We start from the raw sequence: 21,026 nt of genomic DNA on the forward strand, positions 1-21,026 counted from the left end.
AGCGTCTTGCCCTTATGCCCCGGCTGCGCGCCAGGCTTTGCCCCGCTCGTGCCGCGCAACGACTTCGGCTTGCGCCCGGGCCCATCGCTTGAGGGCGGCTTGCTGGAGTTACGACTGTTCTTCTCGAGTTTCGCTTCGAGCGCGTTCAGACGCTTCACGAGATCAACGATGAGCGCGTCCTTCTGTTCGTGTGTGAGGTCTTTGAAATCAGGCATCTTCGTCATGTCCTTCACTATGCACAGCCTGGCTGCAGTTTACAAGCGCTGAATAGTTACGCGGCGGCAAAGAAAGTAAGTGCCGCCCCGCACAGGGGCGACGCTAATAGACCAATAACAATTCAAGGAAAGGCCAACGCCGTAAGCGCACAGACGGAAAGCGCCGCACAGACAAACAGACCAGGAAAAGGCCAACGCCCCGGGCATACAGACAAACAAGCGCCGCGAAGGCACAAAGCTAGGGAAACGCCACCACCATAGCCACCCGCCCCGCCAAACAGTCAAACAACCCAAAAAAACCCCAGCCCCGGAGGGGCCTATAATGTCGAACGCCCTCGCCGTCCTCCCAAAAAATGCCCGATCTGCTAGCCAATCTAAACCCCGAACAACACGCCGCCGTCACGCTCCCCAACGAGCCAGCGCTCATCCTTGCCGGCGCGGGCAGCGGCAAAACCCGCGTCCTCATCACGCGGATCGCGTGGCTCATCCAGCACGGTCTGGCGTCGCCCGCCACCATCCTCGCGGTGACCTTCACCAATAAAGCCGCCCGCGAAATGATGTCGCGTCTTTCGGCACTCTTGCCGATCGATACGCGAGGCATGTGGATCGGCACCTTCCACGGCCTGTGCAACCGCATGCTCCGCGCGCACCATCGCGACGCGGGCCTGCCCGCCACCTTCCAGATTCTCGATACCGCGGACCAGCTGTCCGCGATCAAGCGTCTGATGAAGGGCCTTAACATCGACGATGAAAAGTACCCAGCGAAAAATCTCCAGTACTTCATCAACAATTCCAAAGAACAAGGCCTGCGGCCGAAAGACGTCGACGCCACCGACAACTTCAACCGCAAATTCGTCGAACTTTACGAAGCCTACGACCAGCAATGCCAGCGCGAAGGCGTGGTCGACTTCCCGGAACTGCTGCTGCGCTGTTTTGAACTGCTCGCGCACAATCCGCCGCTGCGCGCCCACTATCAGGCGCGCTTCAGGCACATTCTCGTCGACGAGTTCCAGGACACCAACAAGCTGCAATATGCGTGGCTGAAGATGCTGGCCGGGCAGACCAACTCGATCTTCGCGGTCGGCGACGACGACCAGTCGATCTACGCCTTCCGCGGCGCGAACGTCGGCAATATGCGCGACTTCGAACACGAGTTCAACGTCCGGCACATGATCAAGCTGGAGCAGAACTACCGCTCGCACGGCCATATTCTCGACGCGGCCAATCAGCTGATCGCCAATAACTCGCGGCGTCTGGGCAAGAATCTGCGGACCGACGCGGGTCACGGCGAACCGGTGCGCGTCTACGAGTCCGCCACTGATACGCAGGAAGCCGGCTGGATCGTCGAGGAAATCAAGGCGCTGATCAGCACCGGCACGTCGCGCAGCGAAATCGCCATCCTGTATCGCAGCAACGCGCAGTCGCGCACGATCGAACATACGCTGGTCAATGCGGGCATCGCGTACAAGGTGTACGGCGGTCTGCGCTTTTTCGAGCGCCAGGAAGTCAAGCACGCGCTCGCCTATCTGCGCCTGATCGACAATCCGAACGACGACACCGCGTTCGCCCGCGTCGTCAATTTCCCCACACGCGGCATCGGTGCGCGCTCGATCGAGCAACTTGCTGATGCGGCGCGCCTGTACAACTGCTCGATGGCCGCGGCAATTCCGTATGTCGCGGGTAAGGCGGGGTCGAGCCTCGCCAGCTTCGCGAACCTGATCGGCAGGATGCGCGCGGAAACGCAGCAGATGAGCCTGCCGGAAACGGTCGAATACGTGGTTCGCACGAGCGGCCTCACGGAGTTCTATCAGAACGAACGCGAAGGCCAGGACCGGCTGGAGAACTTGCAGGAACTGGTCAACGCGGCCGCTGCTTTCGTCAGCGAAGAAGGCTACGGCATGGATACGCCGGCGCGCTCGATTCCGCTGCGCCCAGGTGCGACCGCGGCGCCGGAGTTGGCCGTCGCCACCGACGATCCGAATACCGTCGTGCTGGACGCACCCAGCATCGTCGATCCGGCGCAAAACCCGGACACGATGACGCCGCTCGCCGGTTTCCTGTCGCACGCATCGCTGGAAGCGGGTGACAACCAGGCACAAGCCGGTCAGGAAGCCGTGCAGTTGATGACGGTGCACGCCGCCAAGGGCCTCGAATTCACGGCGGTGTTCATCACCGGACTCGAAGAAGGGCTGTTCCCCCATGAAAACAGCGCGATGGAGTCGGACGGCCTGGAAGAAGAGCGTCGTCTGATGTACGTGGCGATCACGCGGGCCAAGGAGCGTTTGTATCTGTCGTTTGCGCAGAGCCGGATGCTGCACGGTCAGACGCGCTACAACATCCGCTCGCGCTTCTTCGACGAACTGCCGCAGGAAACCCTCAAGTGGCTCACGCCGAAGGTCGAGGCGGGCGCGCGTTGGGGCGGCCGCTCGGATAATGCCGGCTATGGTCGCGACTGGTTCGCGCGGCCGGGTTACACGGGCGCTGTGTCGTCGACGCCGGCGCCGTTGCCGGCCTTTGCGAACGAACAGCGTGCGGCTGAGACGGGTTTTCGCGTCGGCCAGCAGGTGTTCCACACCAAGTTCGGGGAAGGCACGATCACGGCGCTTGAAGGTGGCGGCACGGATGCCAAGGCCCAGGTCAAATTCAAGCGGCACGGCGAGAAGTGGCTGGCGCTTGCGGTCGCCAAATTGCAGGCGGTCGAATGAGCGCGGGCGGGATGAGCGGGGTGGGGGCGAACGGCGCAGACGCGACAGGTTCAGGTTTGGCTACCGTCAGTGCAACACGTTCAGGTTCGGTTGCTGCCGGTACGGTTGGTATCGATCCAATCCGCAGCGGCGCGCCGGTTTCGCATCGTCCGCTTGGCATTCTGGCCGCCTTGCCGCAGGAACTCGGCGATCTGATCGACGCGATGCGCGCTGAATCCGGCGTGCGCACCATCACCCACGGTCAACGCGACTATCACCTCGGCACCGTGCACGGCGCGCCTTGCGTTGTGACACTGGCGCGCGTCGGCAAGGTCGCGGCGGCGGCCACTGTCAGCGCCTTGATCCATGCGTTCGACGTCGAGGCGGTCGTGTTTACGGGTGTCGCCGGCGGCGTGGGGACCGAGGTGCGGGTCGGCGATATCGTTGTCGCCAACGCGCTGATGCAGCACGATCTCGACGCGTCGCCGTTGTTTCCGCGATTCGAGGTGCCGCTGCTCGGCGTGTCGCACTTCGCAGCCAATGAGGCGCTCGCCGATCAACTGGCCGCGGCATGCGAGCGTTTTGTCGCTGAAGAGGGCGCCGCGTCGGCGGCGCGCTTCGGCACGCGCGAGCCGCGCGTACATCGCGGCTTGATCATCAGCGGAGATCAGTTCGTCGCGAGTGCATCGGGCGTCAAGGCCCTGCGCGATGCACTGCCGGATGCGCTCGCGGTCGAGATGGAAGGCGCGGCGATCGCGCAGGTCTGTTACGAGTACGGCGTGCCGTGCGCGGTGGTGCGCACCATCTCCGACACCGCCGACGATCACGCGCCGCAATCGTTCGTGTCGTTTCTGACGGAGATCGCCGGGACGTATTCGAACGCGATCCTGACGCGGTTTCTGGAGGCGCGTCGCGCGTGATTAGTGCTTGGTTGAATCTCCCAGCGCCTCGCGCACCTGCTGCAAAGCCGCCGGGTCCTCGATCGTCGGCAGATCGCCCGGCTCGCGTCCTTCCGCGAGCGCCGCAATCGCGCGGCGCAGCAGCTTACCCGAGCGCGTCTTCGGCAGCATCGACACCACCACCACGCGCGCCGGCCGCGCAATCGCGCCGAGCTGGCGGTCGACCGTCGCGGTGAGTTCGGCTTCCAGCCTGGACCTCGCCTTATCGTCTGCATAGGCTTGCGCGTCGCGCAGCACGACAAAGGCCATTGCCGCCTGACCCTTTAGCGCATCCGTTACGCCGACCACGGCCACTTCAGCGACCGCCGCGTGGCTCGACAACGCTTCCTCGATCTCGCGCGTGCCGAGCCGATGGCCGGCGACATTGATCACGTCGTCAGTGCGGCCGAGGATCGTCACGTAACCGTCGTCATCCTGGATGCCCCAATCGAAGGTCGAGTAGGCCCGCTGGTTCGGAATGCTCGACCAGTACGTGCTGATAAAGCGCTTGTCGTCGCCCCACACCGTCGACATGCAGCCCGGCGGCAGCGGATATCCCAGCGTGAGCACACCTTTTTCGCCGGGCGGGCAGGGCTCGCCCGTCAGTTCGTTACGCAAGGTCAGATTGAAACCGGCCGATGGCACGCCCGGCGAGCCGAGCTTGGTGGGCAGGGCTTCGACGCCGCGCGGAATCGCCAGCATCGGCCAGCCGGTTTCGGTCTGCCAGTAGTTGTCGATCACGGGCTTGCCGAGCGCGTCGGTGATCCATGCGGCGGTCGGTTCGTCGAGCGGCTCGCCGGCGAGGAACAGCGTGCGCAGGCTCGATAGATCGGATTTTTTCAACAGCGCCGGGTCCTGCTTTTTCAGCACGCGCAGCGCGGTCGGCGCGGTGAACATCAGATTGATCTTGTACTGTTCGACGAGGCGCCACCAGATGCCGCCGTCCGGACGAATCGGCGTGCCTTCGTACATCACGGTAGTGAGGCCCGCGATCAGCGGCGCATAGACGATGTAGCTGTGGCCGACCACCCAGCCCACGTCCGACGCGGTGAACATCGTGTCGCCGGCCTTGCCCTGAAAGATGTGTTCCATCGATGCCGCCAGCGCCACCGCATAGCCGCCGACGTCGCGCTGGACACCCTTCGGCTTGCCGGTGGTGCCCGAGGTGTACAGCACATAAGACGGCTCATTCGATTCGAGCCATTCGCATGGCACATGCGCATCGAAAAACTGTTCGCGCAATGGCTCGTAGGCGACCAGATAGCTCGCGTTCAGGCGCTCGGGTGCGAGTTGCCGGTCGATCAGCAGCACGTGCGGCGTTTTATGGGTCGCGCGCGCGAGCGCCTCGTCCACCAGCGGCGTGTAGTCGATCACCTTGCCGCCGCGTGCGCCGGCGTCGGCGGTCACGATCAGCACAGGCTTCGCATCGTCGATGCGAGCCGCCAGGTTGGCGGCCGCGAAGCCGCCGAACACCACGGAGTGAATCGCGCCGAGCCGCGCGCATGCAAGCATCGCGAACAGCGCTTCGGGGATCATCGGCAGATAGAGCAGCACGACGTCGCCGCGCTTCACGCCCAGCGAGCGCATTGCCGCGGCCATGCGGTTGATTTCCGCGTAGAGCTCGGCGTAGGTGTAGCGCCGCTCGATGCCGGTTTCCGTCGATACGTACACCAGCGCGTTCTGCTGCGGACGATCGACCAGATGCCGGTCCACCGCGTTATGGCACAGGTTCGTGCGGCCGCCGACGAACCAGCGCGCGAACGGCGGATTCGAGCGGTCGAGCACTGTATCGAACGGCGTTTGCCAATGAATCCGCTGCGCCTGTTCACGCCAGAATGCCTCGGGTTGCTCGATCGAACGGCGGTGGAAGTCGCGGTAGCTGGTCATCGGCGGCGATCCTTCTGCTGCGTGAGTGAACGGATGGCGAGTCGTACGGCTGTTGGGCGCGGCGAGAGAGTAGTGCGTACCTCCGCACAAGCATAGAGCACGCGTGGTTGTGCGGACAACGCGGGTTCACCATGAGCGCCACCGCGCTCGGCCTGGCGCGACGCCGAACTGACTTGGCCAAAGCTGCGGCGATGGCAGCGCCGTGCAATCCACGCAAAGGCCACCGGCAAACCCGCCGCGCCAAAGAAAAAGGCGCCGCAGCGCCTTTTTCCTCATTCACTTCCGGAGAAGCTCATCACGCTTTCGCGCGCGTGCCTTCGACATTCGGCAAAAACACCGTCAGCACGCCGATCAGCGGCAGGAACGAGCAGACCTTATACACATAGGTGATGCTGGTGGCATCGGCCAACTGCCCGAGCACGGCAGCGCCGATCCCGCCCATCCCGAACGCAAAACCGAAGAAGAGGCCCGCGACCATCCCCACCTTGCCGGGAATCAGTTCCTGCGCATAGACGAGGATCGCCGAGAACGCCGAAGCCAGCACGATACCGATGATCACCGTCAGCACGCCGGTCCAGAACAGGTTGGCGTACGGCAGCAGCAACGTGAACGGTGCGACGCCGAGGATCGACACCCAGATCACATACTTACGGCCGATCTTGTCGCCGATCGGACCACCGATTACCGTGCCTGCCGCGACCGCCGCGAGGAACACGAACAGGTGGACCTGCGCGGCCTGCACCGGCAGATGGAACTTGTCGATCAGATAGAACGTGAAATAGCTGTTGATGCTGGCGAGGTAAAAGTACTTCGAGAACACCAGCAGCATCAGCACGCCCATCGCGAACATGACCTGATTGCGCGACAGCGTCGCGTGACCGACCTGGCTGCGCGCCTTCTTCACAGCGGGATGCTGCTTGTACCAGCGGCCGATCTGCGTGAGCACGACGATCGCGACCAGCGCCGCCACCGAGAACCACGCGATGCTGCGCTGGCCGTGCGGAATCACGATCAACGCGGCGAGCAACGGCCCGAGCGACGAACCCGCATTGCCGCCCACCTGGAACAGCGACTGCGCCAGACCGTGGCGGCCGCCCGAGGCCATGCGCGCCACCCGCGACGATTCCGGATGGAACACCGACGAGCCGCAGCCAACCAGCGCAGCCGCGACCAGCAGCACGCCGAAATTCGGCGCAACCGACATCAGCAGCAAGCCGGCGAGCGTGAAGCCCATGCCGACGGGCAGCGAATACGGCTTCGGATGCTTGTCGGTATAGGTGCCGACAAGCGGTTGCAGCAGCGACGCGGTGATTTGATAGGTCAGCGTAATCAGGCCGATCTGCCCGAACGACAGCGAAAAGTTGTCTTTCAGCATCGGGTAGATCGCCAGAATCAACGACTGGATCATGTCGTTGAGCAGGTGCGAAAAGCTGATCGCACCCAGCACGGAGTAGACCGTGCGCTGGACTTTAGCGGGCTGCGCTACGGCACCGGGGCTGGCAGAACCGGCGGCAGAGGCTGAGGCGCCGGCGAGGGCGCTTTTATCGAGGCTCGTTTCCATACGCTAGATGAGAGAGAAGAGAGGGTGAATGGTCATGATTTAAGGCTGCGGGCCGCCTGTTCGACCGGTGCGGCATTTCGACGCGGCGTCCGGCGTTTTCAGCTATTTGTCGAAGTTTAATGTGGCTTCGATGAAATGTAAGGACAAGTTTTGTCGCGAATCGGACACATACGGGTCTGTCGGGGCGACACGGCTGCGCGGAAATCGGGCCTCGGGTGCACCGCGGGGGTGCTCGCGGCGAGTGGGTTGCCAGTAGCACGCGTGGTTGGCAAGCCGTCTGATAAATGCGGTTCGGGGATTTTTGGCCATGTATAAAACGGTCGCGGGCGCGAAGCTTACAAAGCAATGCGCCGAGGACCGGGCGCGACGATCGGCGTGACACGAGCGACGTTAAAGATTGCAGACGTTTATGCCGTAGACCCGGAGAGATAAGCATGAATGCCGGAACCGACCTTTCCGGCAGTTCGATACGTGGGGACGAGGAATATGAAAGCAGTTTCGCTGGGCGGCCAGACGGGCGCGGGGTTCGTACCGGAAGGGGAAGCGGCGGGCAAGCCGTCGCCATCGCGTGGACAGGGCAGCCGCTCGCGTGCCGTGCGGCTCAAGGGCTTGTCGGTGAAGGCGACGTTGCGGCTTGCGTTTGCCGTGCTGCTGATCGGCACGCTCGTGATCGGCGTATTTTCGCTGGCTCAGATCAGCCGCCTGAACGCCTCCGCGCAATCGATCTACGACCAGGGGCACGTCGCGAGCCGCGCTGCCGAAGAGGCGCGTGGCCACATGCTGCGCGCAAGCCGCGCGCAAAAGATGCTGCTTACCGCGACCACTGCCAAGGAGCGCGACGATCTCGGCGCCGACATCGACAAGGGCTTGAGCGGTCTTGCTACGGAACTCAGCACGCTGCAACAGTACGTCGACACATCCGACGCCAAGGCAGTCGACCAGCAGAAGAAATTTGCCGCTGCCGTCGGGGTGTGGAGCGGCCACTTGCGTGACTTCGTGACACTCGTGAAAGCGCAGCCGCTCGATCTTTCGCAGATGAACTGGCAGGTCGGCACGCAGGACGTTTCGCTGCTGGTCGAGACCGGCAAGCTTGAAAAACTCGTCGACGAGCTCGTTGCGCAGCGTGGCACGGCCGCGAAGGCGACCATCGAGGCGTCGGGTTTTATCTTCCACTCCTCGTTCGTGATGATTGCGGTGATGACGGTTGCGCTGATCGCGTTGGCGTTCGGCATTAGCGAGTGGGTGGTGCGACGCCTTGCCGGCCAGCTCGGCGGCGAGCCGGCGTACGCAAAGGAAATTGCCAGCCGGATCGCGGCGGGCGATCTGTCGAATCAGATTGTGTTGGGCCGCAAGGACAAGTCGAGCATGCTGTACGCGCTGCACGACATGCAAAGCGGCCTCGCGACGACGGTTTCCGACATTGCGTCCAGTGCGGACGCGATTGCGACCGCGTCGGGCGAAATTTCGATGGGCAATCTAGACCTGTCGCAGCGCACCGAGCAGCAGGCGATGGCGCTCGAGCGCACGGCGAGCAGCATGGAGCAGTTGACCTCCACTGTCAGACAGAACGCCGACAACGCGAAGCAGGCGAGCACGCTGGCCAACAATGCTTCGGCGATTGCCGAGAAGGGCGGCGACGTAGTGAGCCGGGTGGTTGCGACGATGAACGAGATTAACGATAGCGCGCGGAGCATTGGCGACATCATTGGCGTGATCGAGGGGATTGCATTCCAGACCAACATTCTCGCGTTGAACGCCGCGGTGGAAGCTGCGCGGGCCGGCGAGGAAGGACGCGGGTTTTCGGTGGTGGCGGCGGAAGTGCGGAATCTGGCTCAGCGGAGCGCCGGTGCTGCCAAGGAAATCAAAGGCTTGATCAGTACGTCGGTGGAGCGAGTGAGCAACGGGTCGACATTGGCCCAGGATGCCGGACAGACCATGGACGAAGTGGTCAAGGCGGTGAAGCGCGTGACTGACATCATGGGCGAGATTTCGGCGGCGTCGTCTGAGCAGAGCGCGGGCATCGAGGAGATCAACCTTGCGGTAACGCAGATGGACTCGGGCACCCAGCAGAACGCTGCGCTGGTGGAGCAGGCCACAGCGGCTGCCCGGTCGTTGGATGACCAGGCGCGCGGCTTGAAGCAGATGGTCGGCAAGTTCAGGCTATAAAACGGCGAAGCACCGTGCCGAGCCTCGGAAATGAAGCCAGCGACTGAAGTACCGCCCGGCACGCGCAGCGTCGCCGAGGCGAAGCCGACGGCCCCCACCGTGCCGAAACGAAGCCCCTGGTTTCCCATGCAGACCCATCCGCGACGCACGGAGTGCGGAGTGGGAGCTGATGATGCCTTTGTCACTAACGCTCGAAGGTGCGAGGGCCCGGATTCCACGGAGCCACTACCCCCTCCAGGCAAGGGTGCCCACTTAGCATGAGCGGTTCGAGCCGCTTTCTTTGCTTACTTTCTTTGCGGCGGCAAAGAAAGTAAGTGCCTGCCCCGCACAGGGGCGACGCTAATAGACCACTAACAAATCAAGGAAAGGCCAACACCCTAAGCGCACAGACAACAAGCGCACAGACACCAAGCGCCGCGAATGCAAACAACTCAGCTCGGCTTAACAACAACAGTACAAGTAATCCCAGCCGCAAGCACAACCCCATCAGGCACAGAATCAATCTTCACCCGCACGGGTACGCGCTGCGCCAACCGAACCCAATTGAAGGTCGGATTCACATCAGCCAGCAGCTCACGGCTTTCGGGATTATCCCGATCATAGATCCCTCGAGAGATGCTCTCGACATGCCCTTGCAGCGTGCCCCCACTCATCAGCCGAACTTCAGCCTTATCACCGATACGAACATGAGGAAGCTTAGTCTCCTCAAAATACCCATAAACCCAGAACGAGTGACTATCGACAATCGCCAGCTTGGCAGCCCCAGCAGTCGCATAATCCCCGCGGAATACATTCAGGTTAGTGACATAACCATCAACCGGTGACACAACCCGAGTCCGCTCGAGATTCAACTTGGCGGCATCAAGCGCAGCCAGCGCTTGCTGATAAGAAGCCTCAGCAGCAGAAGCAGTGTGCGTAGCATTCTCACGACTCTCCTTGGACACAACCAAAGCATCCATATCCGCACGCCGCTGCGCATCATCCCGCTTCATCTGCAACTCGGCCTGACGCGCGGCAACAGCAGCTTGCGCCTGCTCAACAGCAATCTGATAGTGTGAAGGATCGATCTGCATCAACAGATCCCCCTTCTTCACCAGTTGATTGTCCTTAACAGGCAAATCGACGACCGCGCCGGAAACATCCGGCGCCACATTCACAATCTCAGCGCGCACGCGCCCATCACGTGTCCACGGCTCATCCATGTAATGAACCCACAACACGCGCCCAATCAAAATCGCGACGATAAAAATAATGGCTGTCGCGACGAAGCCAACAATATTTCGGATGGTCATGTTTCGACTCTGATCAACGATAAACGGCGAGACCCAGCGCGCCGCACACACACACGAGCAAGCTGGCCCGGAACAAGGACGGATGCCACACCACGCGATACACGCCTGTGTAGGCAATCACGCGGTCCAACACCCAGGTAAGTGCGGCGCCCGCGATAAACAACAGCACAATGGCCGGCACGTAGGCGTCGAAAACGGCGATATCACGTGGCATGACGAACTCCTTCTGACGCGTCGGCACGTCCGCTCATCAGCGGTTCAAGCGGAGATTGCGGATCGAGCAGCGCGGTACGAATGAAATGCAGTTGACTCAGAATGCGTTGCAGCCGATGCCGCTCCTCACGCGGTGGCGTGAAGGTGGCCAGCATCTGTTGAACTGCGGCAATCGCATCGGTGGTGGCGGCGAGCGCGCGGTCGAAACGGTCCGCACGCGGCCGTTCAAAAAGCGCGGTCACAGCGTCGCGCATCGCACGCAATGTGACGCGCCACGGCATCGTTTTCCCGTAGCGCGCATCGGCGGGCAGCGCCGCCACTTCGCGGCGCAGATCGATCACCGCGTTGCCCACTTCGAGCACCGAGAAGAGCCAGCGCAAGGTGTCGCGCTTGAGCTCGGGTTCGTTCTGCGCGAGCGCGTTAATCTGGAACATCAGATCGCGTGCGCCGCTCTCGAAGCGCGAACGCACCCGGCGCATGCCCGCCCGGCTCGCCAGCGTCACCTGGCGGCGCAGGTCCACCAGCAGGCGGTTGCGCAGCCACGGCGTCGAAGGCGGCAGCAGCACGGCAAAGGCGATCGCGCACACCAGCATCGACAGCACCAGCGCAATCGCGTCGTTAATGGTGCCGCTCGGATCGTAGTGAATCAGGTTGTCCGGACCGGCCAGGAAACAGAAGAAGATGCAGTAGCCGACGCCGTAGCCGGCCAGCGCCGGGCGCGTCGTCATGAACACGCCGAGCAGCAGGAACGGCGTGAGCGCAGCGCACAGCAGGGGAAAGCCGTCGATGTGCGGATACACGCCGTACACCGCGATCATGCCCATCACCGAGGCGACCAGCGTGCCGCCGGCCATCTGGAACGCCGTGCGCTTCGGATTCGGCGACGACGACGCCAGTGCGCACACCGCAGCGGCGTCCAACGTCAAGGTCGAGCCGCTTGGCCACGCGGTCGCGATCCAGAACGCGCCGAGCACGATCATGACGATGGCCGCCCGCAAGCCGGCGACGCCCGCTGCAATGCCATTCGTTTTCGGTTCGTAACGCTCAATCCAGCGCTCGCGTTCGTGCGTGTCGACAGCAAGCGATGCATAGGTGGCCGCATACGCGTGCAGATCGTCGATGAAGCGGTACAGCAGTTCAGCGCCGGTGTCGAAGTCGAGCAGCGGTGCGTCCGGCTGCGTTTCCAGGGCGGCGCGTGTTGCGCGCATCCGCTTGGGCAGGTTCGCCTTGTACGCGTCGAGTTGCGCGGCGGCGTGCGCGGCGTCCGCGGCGCTCAACACCGGTTCGCCGGATTTCGCGAGCAACGGGGCGATTTCCTTGAAGTACGGCTCCAGCGCTTCGACCGCGACCGTCGCGCCGCTCGTGTTCGTATCGCGCAGCCGGTTCATCAACTGATGCAGCGCGTGAAAGCGCGTCGAGGCGGTCATGAACTCGCTGTTCAGACGCGCCAGACGGCCGCCGCGCATCCGCGAATCGGGGCCTTCGAATACGGCAACACTGCGCGCCGCTTCGAAACCGACGATGTCGGCGACGAAGCGTGCGTTGGTCGCTTCGATCTGCGCGCGGTCGTTGCGGCCGGCCAGCGAGGCCGACACATACTCGACGAACGCCGAGAAACGCGCGCGCACGGTGCTGCGCATCTGCAAACCGGCGAATTGCGGAAACACCAGCCCGCTGACGGCGCCCGCGCAGACTATGCCGACCACCACTTCAGCCACCCGCGTGAGCGCGCTCAGGAACGCGCCGTCCGGATGCTGCGAGGCCGGAATACCGATCAGCGCGGCGGTATAGCCGGCCAGCACGAAACCATAAGACTTGAAGTTGCGATTGCGCGCGGCGCCCGCGGTGCAGATGCCGACCCAGATCGCGGTCGTGACGATGAACATCTCCGGCTGCTGCGCGAACAGGCCGATCAACGCCAGCATCACGACGAGACCGACCAGCGTGCCGCAGATCCGGTAGAAGCTCTTGGCGAACACCATCCCGCTTTGCGGCTGCATCACGATGAACACGGTGGTCATGGCGGTGCGCGGTTGCGGCAGGTCGAGTTTCATCGCGATGCCGAGCGCCAGAAAGCAGGCAGCGAGCGCTTTGAACAGATAGACCCACGTGAGACCGTCGGTGCGCGCCCAGTCGGCGGCGGCTGAGTAGAGCGCGGCAAACGATGCCGGGCGCGGGGCGGGAGAGGGGGAGGCTGACATGGTCGGCTTCCTTACTCAGCCGCGGACGCGTTGGTGGACGGGCCCTGTGCGTGCGTGGTGCCGGTCGAGGCCGGTGCAGTGGCCGCCGCATGACCAGCCGGGGCCGGTACGGCGGTCGCTGCGTGGTCAGGCGAGGCCGTTTGCGCCGAGGCGCCCGATGCAGCCGTAGCCGTGGCCGCGCTTGCCGCCGGCTGGCTCTTGCCCTTCCCATGCGCCGGCAGCGTCTCGTTCGCCTGAGGACCATTGGCCGGTTCGTCGAGTCCACCACCCAATGCCGTGACCAGCGACGCATGCGCGCCGAGCCGCTCGGCCTGAATCTTCGCGACGCCTTCCTGTGCGCGCAGCAACTGGCTTTGCGCGATCAGCACGTTCAAATAGTCGGTCAAACCGCGCCGATACCCTTCGCGCGCGAGGTCGTAGTTCTTGCGAGCCGCCGCGACCGAACGGTTGGCGTCTTGCGCCTGGGTGGCGAGCGAACGGATCCGGATCACCTGATCGGAGATGTCCTTCAGCGCGCCGACGATCGACTGGTTATAGCGATCGACTGCCTCGTCGTACCCTGCCGACGCCGCGCCGAGCTGCGAGCGCAGACGTCCGCCGTCGAGGATCGGCAGCGACAGCGCCGGACCCGCGCTCCAGCTATGCGACGGGTCTTTCAGGAACTGGAACAGCGGCCCCATTGCGGCATATCCGCCGATCGACGCCAGCAGGTTGATGTCCGGATAGAAGCTGGCCTTGGCGACGTCGATGCCGCGCGCTTGCGCCGCTACCGTCCAGCGTGCCGCGACCACGTCCGGCCGATGGCCGATCAGATCCGCAGGCAGTGCGCTTGGCAGACCGGCGGGTGCGTTGTCGAGCGAGAGCGTCGGACGCTGGATCGTGTCACACGCGCCAGGACCCTTGCCGGCCAGTGCGGCCAATTGATTGCGGCCGAGTGCGATCTTTTCTTCGATCTCATCGATCTGGCGTTCGTATTCCGGCATCGGCGTTTCGGCCTGGCTTACTTCGAGCTGGGTGCCGATGCCGCCTTTCAGGCGCCGGTTCGCCAGGTCGACGATCTGCTGCTGTTGCTGCAGCGTGGACTTGGCGATATCGAGCAGCGCGTAGTTCATCGACATCTCGATGTACGTCCGCACGACATTGCCTTCCAGTTCGAGCTGGGCGGCGCGGAAATCCGCTGAGCTTGCATGGGCGGCGTCGAGTGCGCGCTCGGCGGCGTTTTTGTCCTTGCCCCAGATATCGAGGTTGTACGACAGACCCAGCGTGCCGGTGTTATTCCACGACTGCTCGCCCGCGAGCGGGCCCGGGCCGTAATAGACGTTGTCGGCCCATTTCTGGCGCTGGATCGACAGGCTGCCATTCACTTGCGGCGACAGCGCCGAACGGGCGACGCCCGCCATTGACATGGCTTCGCGCACGCGCGCCTGGGCCGCAGCGAGACTCGGATTGCCCGCCTGCGCGGCTTCGACCCACTCATTGAGTTGCGGATCGTTATAGGCGCGCCACCAGTCGGTGGCCGGCCATTGGGCGTCCGCGTTGGCGGCCCGGATGGCGTTGCCTGCGTCGAGCGAGGAGGGTTCGATTCCGCGGTCTTGCGGCGCGATGCCTCCGGTACTGGCACAGCCGGCGATTGTTAATAGGATCGTAAGAACCGCGGCTGCGGCGACCCCTTTCTGTACCGGAGACTGCACGATTTCCTCCAAAATTGGCTATAGAAGCATGTGCGCCATTATATTTTTGGATTGATTGGGGAATAACCGGTAAAGATGCAAGGCATTTTTACGCAATATGAGACAATCGCCTTTGCGAATCGTGTAACAATCGCTACCGATCTCGCGCAACTATATTGCAACTATGTTGCATGGGACCGGAGTAAGCGCTAAAGCGCTAACTCCGGATCGACAGGGAAAAAGTATGGATACGCTTCAAAACATGCGCGTATTTGTCCGCGTCGTCGAAGCGGGCAGCTTTACGGGTGCCGCGCAGCATCTGAACACGACCACGGCCTACGCGTCGCGCGCGGTTTCTGATCTGGAAGCGCATTTGCGCACGCGTCTGTTGAACCGCACCACGCGCCGTATCGCGCTGACCGAGGCGGGTGAGCGCTATCTGCAGCGCTGCGAGCAGATCCTCGCTTACGTGGATCAGGCGGAAGCGGAGGCCAGCGACGCCCACGCGCGTCCGTCCGGCAAGCTCAAGGTCCACGCAATGACGAGCTTCGGCCAGCACTATGTGGTGCCGGCGGTGGGCCGCTATCAGGAGCGCTATCCGGACGTGCATATCGAACTGACGCTCGCGCAGCGCATGCCCGATCTGCTCGACGAAGGTTTTGACGTGTCCCTGACACTGGCAACCGGCCTGCCGGATTCGGGCCTGGTGTCGCAGCGGCTGGGCAGCGCGTTCAGCATTGCGTGCGCGTCGCCGGCTTATCTGGAGCGGCACGGCGTGCCCCAAACGCCCGCGGACCTCGTGCGCCACACCTGCCTGCAAATGGTCACGCCGGTGTTTCCGACCGACAAATGGACGTTCGACGGCCCGAACGGCGAGGAAACGATCGCCCTCGGCCCCGCCACCTTCCAGGTGAATGTCGCCGAGGCCATGGCGGTCGCGGCGTGCAACGGTATGGGGGTCGGGCTGATTCCAATCTACTCGGCGATCAGCGGCTTGCGTAGCGGTGAACTCGTGTGGCTGTTGCCGGAATACACGTCGCAGGAAATGAATCTGTATGCGCTGTACCCGTCGCGGCAGTATCTGGACGCGAAAATTCGCACGTGGGTCGAATTCCTGCGCGACGAACTGCCCGCCACGCTGGCCGTCGACCAGGAAGAATTGCGCCAGTTCGCGCGTGGCTGAAGCAGCGCCACACGGGCGGCTGACCATTCTTGACGGTTTGATGCAGATGCGGCGTGACTGCCTGTTACATAAGTGCCGCGCCGCAACATTTCCTTACTTCTGCGCCGCGGTCGATTTGCTAACGTGTGGTTCATGCGCTGCCGCATTCAGCGGGACGCGTTCAATTAGCCGCAGTTCGGCAAATCGCAACAACCGCAATAATTGAAGGACGAGAACTCATGGATACGCATCTGATGATCGGCGTGGCCGTCATGCTGGGACTGATTGGAATCGCCGCATCGCGCGATCTGCTGCGCCGCCTGCGCGACCAGCAGCCGCAACTGGTGCCGATCAAGGTCGAGCGCCCCGATGGGCAGGGACAACGGCGCGATCGTTGAGGCTCTGAAGCTCGTCCGCGCGCCGGGTTGCCTGGCGTGCGCCGATTGAGTTTGCTGTTGCTTTTTTTTCGGTGTGTCTTCCGCGTTGCCGCGCCGTCGCGGTCTGGCTGCCGATCCGCTTCGATCCGCGCTCCGCACGTTCAATGCAGCGCTTCGATCAGACCCGGCTCGTCGTTGAGCGTGCGGTCTACCTCCGGGCTCACCCGGTGCCAGCGAAACCGCGCGGCGGGCAGGCAGGCACTGCGTGCGAGCTGCTCGATTTCGTCGAACTGCAGCGCCGGATCCAGCCAACGGCGCGCGGCCTCCGGCGCGAACACCAGCGGGCGTCGGCCGTGTACGTCGATCAGACCCGCGTCGGCGGTGGCCGTCACGATCACCAGTCCCATGCCTTCCGTTTGCGGTTCTGTGCCGCGTACGCTCGATAAAGCCGCGAGGTACATCGGTGCATCGCTTTTCAGATGCACGAAATAGGGCTGGCGGACCGTTGCGTCGGCTTCCGCTGCGTTATCCCCGTTTGATGTTCCGGGCGCCGCTTCCATGCGCCATTCGAACCAGCCGTCCGCCGGCACCAATACCCGTCCGGTTTTCCATAGGTCTTTGAAGTAGCGCGTCTGCGGCGCGGTTTCGGCGCGCGCGTTGATCGTCTGCGGCAGATGCTGCTCGCGTGCCCATTGCGGGCAATAACCCCAGTGGATTGCGTGCAGCGTTTGGTCCGGGTAAATCGCCAGCGGGTGGGTTCCCGGCGCGAGGTTGTAGCCGGGGCGGCGATCGGCGGCATCGAACAACATCAGCGGATCGGCGAGGCCAAGCTGCTGTGCGTACAGATTTGGATCGCGGTACTGGCTGATTCGACCACACATGAGCGACCTCCGGAGATCACCGGTCTGGCGGTTTGACCGATTCGGGCTATCCGGGCGATTTGGCACCGATACGGCCAGCGCGCCAACGCTAACACCGACACGCCAGTAATGTGTCAGCCAGACCCGAACTCAATGACAACAACAGCGTAGTGCGTGGCGCTTGGCCGCGCTACCCAGATCGGCCCCAAGCCGACGCTATATCTCGACGACCTTATCCCACGCGAACTGCGGATTCTCCGGCTGACCGGTGCGCCGGTCGAGATAGCCGCGTGGATTGCAGACCACCCGCGTGCCGTTCACGGTGTAATCGAACGGCGTATGCGTATGCCCGTGAATCCACAGCGCAACGGGCGAGCGCACCAGTTCCGGCAAATGATTGACGAAACCGGCCGACACGCGGTCCTCCGCGTAGCGCTCGGCCAGACTCAGCCGATGCGGCGCGTGATGCGTGACGACAATCGTCTTGCCGCCGAACGGCCTCGCCAGCTCGCTTTCGAGCCAGGCGCGCGCCTGCCGGTGCAGCGCGAGGGAATCGTCAGGGGCAAAGTCGCGCGGCGAGTCCTGGGTGTCGTGCGGCCAGTTCATCTGGATCAGGCCGCGGAAGTCGAGCATCACCCGGCGCGATGCGTCGATGGACTCGGCGAGCGTGTCAGGATCCGCGCCGAATAACGTGAAATCGGTCCACAAGGTGGTGCCGAGCACGCGCCAGCGGCCTTGCGGGTCGACCAGCGCGGCATTGTTCAGCACATGCACGTTGTCGACTTGCGCGGCGGCGTCGTAGAGGGCCGTTTCGAGCGCGCCGAATTCGCCATCGTAGTACTCGTGATTACCGGGCACGTAGACCACTGGCACGGCGCCGTCGAAGGTTTGCGCGGCCCACCGTGGGCCGGCCGCATGATTGTGGATGTCGCCGGCCAGCACGATCAGATCCGCGTGCGCATGCGGGATCAGCTCGGGCTCGTCGTTCTCCAGATGCAGATCGGACAACACTCGAATCTTCACGACGACGACTCCTGCAATGGGCCCCGTACCAGATGACGAAGGCTTTAACCCTTAGCGTAGCACCTTGCCCGGATTCATCAGGTTCAGCGGGTCGAGCGCGCGTTTGACGGCGCGCATCAACTGCACCTCGACGTCCTGCTTGTAATGCATCGCCTCGTCGATTTTCAACTGGCCGAGGCCGTGTTCCGCGCTGATGCTGCCGCGATGCCGGTGCACGCTGTCGTAGACGAGCTGGTTGATCGGGCTTTGCCAGGTTTTTAGGAATGCCTTCGCGTCGACGCCCTCGGGCGCCTGCACGTTGTAGTGCAGGTTGCCGTCGCCGAGATGTCCGAACGTGACCATGCGCACGCCCGGCACGGCTTGCGCGATCGCCGCGTCGGTTTCCTCGATGAAGTGTCCGATGCGCGAAATCGGCACCGCGATATCGTGCTTGATGTTCAGGCCTTCCTCAGCCTGCGCGAGCGGGATGTGTTCGCGCAGATTCCAGAATGCCCGCGACTGCGTGAGGTTTTCCGCTACCACCGCGTCTTCGACCAGGCCTTTTTCGAGCGCGGTTTCCATCAGGCGCTCGAACAGTCCGCGCGCGTGCTCCTCGCTCTCGCTGTCCGACAGTTCCAGTAGCACGACTTGCGCGTGGGGCTCGGCGAACGGATAGCGCATCTGCTCGAAATGCCGGCCCACCAGCCGCAGACAGAAATCCGACATCAGTTCGAAGCCGGTCAGAAGCGGCCCGGCAATGCGTTGCGTGAGCGACAGGAAATCGAGTGCCGCATGCGGCGACGCGAGTGCGGCGAGCGCCGTGACGCGCGCGGCCGGCTGCGGATGCAGCTTGAGCACGGCGGCGGTGATGATGCCGAGCGTGCCTTCCGCACCGATGAACAGATCGCGCAGATCGTAGCCGGTGTTGTCCTTGCGCAGTCCGCGCAGGCCGTCCCACAGTTCGCCTTGAGGGGTGACCACTTCGAGGCCCAGGCACAGCTCGCGCGTGTTGCCGTAGCGCAGTACGCCGGTGCCGCCCGCGTTGGTGGCGAGATTGCCGCCGATCGTGCAACTGCCTTCGGCAGCGAGGCTCAGGGGGAACAGGCGGCCGGCTTCCTCGGCGTGCTTCTGCACTTCGGCAAGGATGACACCGGCTTCGACGGTGATAGTGTTGTTGTGCGGATCTATGTCACGCACGCGGTTTAGACGCCGCAGACTGATGACCGCCTGCGCGCCGCTTGCATCCGGCGTGGCGCCGCCGGCCAGACCGGTGTTGCCGCCTTGCGGCACCAGCGCGATGCGATGCTCGACGGCGAGTTTGACGAGCGTCGCGACTTCGTCCGGTGTGGCCGGGCAGAGCACCGCGCAGGCCGCGCCGGTGTAGCGGCGGCGCCAGTCGGTGAAGTAGGGGGCGGTGTCGTGCGGGTCGGTCAGTACCTGGGCGGCGCCGATGGTGTCGCGGCAAGCGGTGAGGAAAGCGGCTTGGGTCATGTTGGTCGGTCAGGATGGTCGGCAGACAGGTTATGCGGGAAGTGACGCGAGAAGTGACGCGAGAAGCGCGGTTCTCATCGCGGGCTTCCCCCAGCCTGCCCGGTGTTCTGCTGCGCGTTCTCTTTTGCGGCCTGCCTGGCGGCCCGTTTTGCCGCGCGCTTGAACGGTGCGACATACGCGAGCGTGCAGACGAAGAAAACGACGGTGAGGGCGACTTCGAGCCAGCCGAGGCGGGCGCTCAGGCCGCGGTCGCTCCAGCCTCGGACGATGCCCTCGGCAAAATACAGGAGGATCAGCATCGACGCCCATTGCAGCGTGTAAAGCCGACGCCGCCACACGCCGGGCAGGGCGAGCAGTAGCGGTACGGCTTTGAGCACCAGCGCCGAGCCGCCCGGACGCAGCGGCGCGAGCCACCATTCCCACGCGACGGACAAGACGATCAGCGCGAGCAGGGCAGCGGTGGCGCCGAGTGCGGCGGCGCGTTTTTGCTGCACGGGCTGCATAGGAATACCGGTTGCCGACATGGACGCATTGGTTGCGGCGTTTGCCGCCGATGCGCCGGTTTGCGGCGCATCGTGGCCGGTCGCGGGCGAGCCAGCATCCCGCTCACGCCTGCTCGTAGCCGTCGATGCTCCCGACTCGCTCGCTGATGTCCGAGCCCCGGAGCCGCTCACGCTCTTGTGTGCATCCGGCTCGCTCACGGCCGCTCGCTCATGGACGCCGCCGTGCGGGCAACGCGCGCGCCAAGGGCAATCGCAAGCGTCTTTTCGTCGGCGGAGATACCCTGTTCGGCCGTGCCCGCGCGTGCGAAATGCGACGCGCCGTAGGGCGTGCCGCCGGTTTGCGTGGTGGAGAGCGCGCTCTCGGTGTACGGAATGCCGACGATCAGCATGCCGTGATGCAAAAGCGGCAGCATCATGGACAGCAGCGTCGACTCCTGGCCGCCGTGCAAGCTGCCGGTGGACGTAAACACACAGGCCGGTTTGCCGGATAGCGCACCCGAAAGCCATTGCGGCGTGGTGCCGTCCAGAAAATATTTCAGCGAGGCGGCCATGTTGCCAAAGCGGGTGGGCGAACCGAGCGCGAGACCGGCGCATTCTTCGAGGTCGCGCAGTTCGACGTAGGGCGGCCCTTCAGCGGGAATATCCGGTTGGGTCGCTTCGCAGACGGTGGAAACTGCCGGCACGGTGCGCACGCGCGCCTGCATGCCGGGGACGCTGTCGACGCCGTGCGCGATCGCCAGCGCAAGCTCGCGCGTGGCGCCATGACGGCTGTAATAGAGCACGAGAATGTCTTTCATAGGCCTC

The 21,026-nt window shown here is 63.7% G+C and carries 17 protein-coding genes; 5 read left to right on the forward strand and 12 right to left on the reverse strand.

Annotated features, from left to right (window positions below):
• Positions 1-215: DUF6444 domain-containing protein (locus tag HHL24_RS23440; protein ID WP_230417547.1), on the reverse strand; the 215-nt coding region annotated here is incomplete at its 3' end.
• 353 nt (positions 216-568) lie between these two features.
• Between HHL24_RS23440 and HHL24_RS23445 the strand changes: the two genes are divergently transcribed.
• Together HHL24_RS23445 and HHL24_RS23450 are read left to right on the forward strand one after the other, a co-directional pair.
• A complete protein-coding gene (locus HHL24_RS23445; RefSeq protein ID WP_169487759.1) occupies positions 569-2,920 on the forward strand; it encodes a UvrD-helicase domain-containing protein in 2,352 nt (783 codons plus the stop codon).
• On the forward strand, positions 2,917-3,819 hold the full coding sequence (locus HHL24_RS23450; RefSeq protein WP_206002986.1) for a 5'-methylthioadenosine/adenosylhomocysteine nucleosidase: 903 nt from the start codon (positions 2,917-2,919) through the stop codon (positions 3,817-3,819). The genes HHL24_RS23445 and HHL24_RS23450 overlap by 4 nt, the downstream gene beginning before the upstream one ends.
• Here HHL24_RS23450 and HHL24_RS23455 read toward each other — a convergent pair whose 3' ends face one another.
• Positions 3,820-5,724, reverse strand: coding sequence for a propionate--CoA ligase (locus tag HHL24_RS23455; protein WP_169487760.1), 1,905 nt, complete (start codon positions 5,722-5,724; stop codon positions 3,820-3,822).
• 295 nt (positions 5,725-6,019) lie between these two features.
• Positions 6,020-7,285 (reverse strand): MFS transporter, encoded by a 1,266-nt coding sequence (locus HHL24_RS23460; RefSeq protein ID WP_169487761.1) that lies wholly within the window; start codon positions 7,283-7,285, stop codon positions 6,020-6,022.
• 486 nt (positions 7,286-7,771) lie between these two features.
• Here HHL24_RS23460 and HHL24_RS23465 point away from each other — a divergent pair, with 486 nt between their 5' ends.
• Positions 7,772-9,451: a methyl-accepting chemotaxis protein gene (locus tag HHL24_RS23465; RefSeq protein ID WP_169487762.1), complete on the forward strand. Its 1,680-nt coding sequence runs from the start codon at positions 7,772-7,774 to the stop codon at positions 9,449-9,451.
• A 431-nt stretch (positions 9,452-9,882) separates the two neighbouring features.
• Here the strand turns inward: HHL24_RS23465 and HHL24_RS23470 are convergent, their stop codons facing one another.
• Genes HHL24_RS23470 through HHL24_RS23485 form a run of 4 tightly spaced genes read right to left on the reverse strand, consistent with a single transcriptional unit; the run spans position 9,883 to position 14,848 of the window.
• Positions 9,883-10,743, reverse strand: a complete 861-nt coding sequence (locus HHL24_RS23470) for an efflux RND transporter periplasmic adaptor subunit (RefSeq protein ID WP_169487763.1) — start codon at positions 10,741-10,743, stop codon at positions 9,883-9,885.
• A gap of 13 nt (positions 10,744-10,756) precedes the next feature.
• Positions 10,757-10,957 carry a DUF1656 domain-containing protein gene (locus HHL24_RS23475; protein ID WP_169487764.1) on the reverse strand — a complete coding sequence of 67 codons (201 nt, stop codon included), beginning with the start codon at positions 10,955-10,957 and terminating at the stop codon, positions 10,757-10,759.
• Complete coding sequence (locus HHL24_RS23480; protein WP_169487765.1) at positions 10,947-13,157, reverse strand: FUSC family protein; 2,211 nt, start codon at positions 13,155-13,157, stop codon at positions 10,947-10,949. The genes HHL24_RS23475 and HHL24_RS23480 overlap by 11 nt, the downstream gene beginning before the upstream one ends.
• An 11-nt stretch (positions 13,158-13,168) precedes the next feature.
• Entirely contained in the window at positions 13,169-14,848 is a 1,680-nt protein-coding gene (locus tag HHL24_RS23485; RefSeq protein WP_169487766.1) for an efflux transporter outer membrane subunit, read from the reverse strand.
• Positions 14,849-15,071: 223 nt separating this feature from the next.
• On the opposite strand from HHL24_RS23485, the gene HHL24_RS23490 reads away from it, so the two are divergent.
• Entirely contained in the window at positions 15,072-16,010 is a 939-nt protein-coding gene (locus HHL24_RS23490) for a LysR family transcriptional regulator (RefSeq protein ID WP_169487767.1), read from the forward strand.
• 218 nt (positions 16,011-16,228) lie between these two features.
• Entirely contained in the window at positions 16,229-16,387 is a 159-nt protein-coding gene (locus HHL24_RS23495) for a hypothetical protein (protein ID WP_169487768.1), read from the forward strand.
• A gap of 140 nt (positions 16,388-16,527) precedes the next feature.
• Here the strand turns inward: HHL24_RS23495 and HHL24_RS23500 are convergent, their stop codons facing one another.
• The 5 genes from HHL24_RS23500 to wrbA form a co-directional block, all read right to left on the reverse strand.
• On the reverse strand, positions 16,528-17,247 hold the full coding sequence (locus HHL24_RS23500; protein WP_169487769.1) for an SOS response-associated peptidase: 720 nt from the start codon (positions 17,245-17,247) through the stop codon (positions 16,528-16,530).
• 195 nt (positions 17,248-17,442) lie between these two features.
• Complete coding sequence (locus tag HHL24_RS23505) at positions 17,443-18,249, reverse strand: metallophosphoesterase (RefSeq protein WP_169487770.1); 807 nt, start codon at positions 18,247-18,249, stop codon at positions 17,443-17,445.
• Between the two features lie 51 nt (positions 18,250-18,300).
• Positions 18,301-19,719 (reverse strand): FAD-binding oxidoreductase, encoded by a 1,419-nt coding sequence (locus HHL24_RS23510; protein ID WP_169487771.1) that lies wholly within the window; start codon positions 19,717-19,719, stop codon positions 18,301-18,303.
• Positions 19,720-19,793: 74 nt separating this feature from the next.
• Positions 19,794-20,222, reverse strand: a complete 429-nt coding sequence (locus HHL24_RS23515; RefSeq protein ID WP_407947521.1) for a DUF2069 domain-containing protein — start codon at positions 20,220-20,222, stop codon at positions 19,794-19,796.
• 194 nt (positions 20,223-20,416) lie between these two features.
• Positions 20,417-21,019, reverse strand: a complete 603-nt coding sequence (gene wrbA, locus HHL24_RS23520) for an NAD(P)H:quinone oxidoreductase (RefSeq protein WP_115780521.1) — start codon at positions 21,017-21,019, stop codon at positions 20,417-20,419.
• Positions 21,020-21,026: the final 7 nt, after the last annotated feature.

This window comes from Paraburkholderia polaris (genome assembly GCF_012927345.1).
Taxonomy (GTDB): Bacteria; Pseudomonadota; Gammaproteobacteria; order Burkholderiales; family Burkholderiaceae; genus Paraburkholderia; species Paraburkholderia polaris.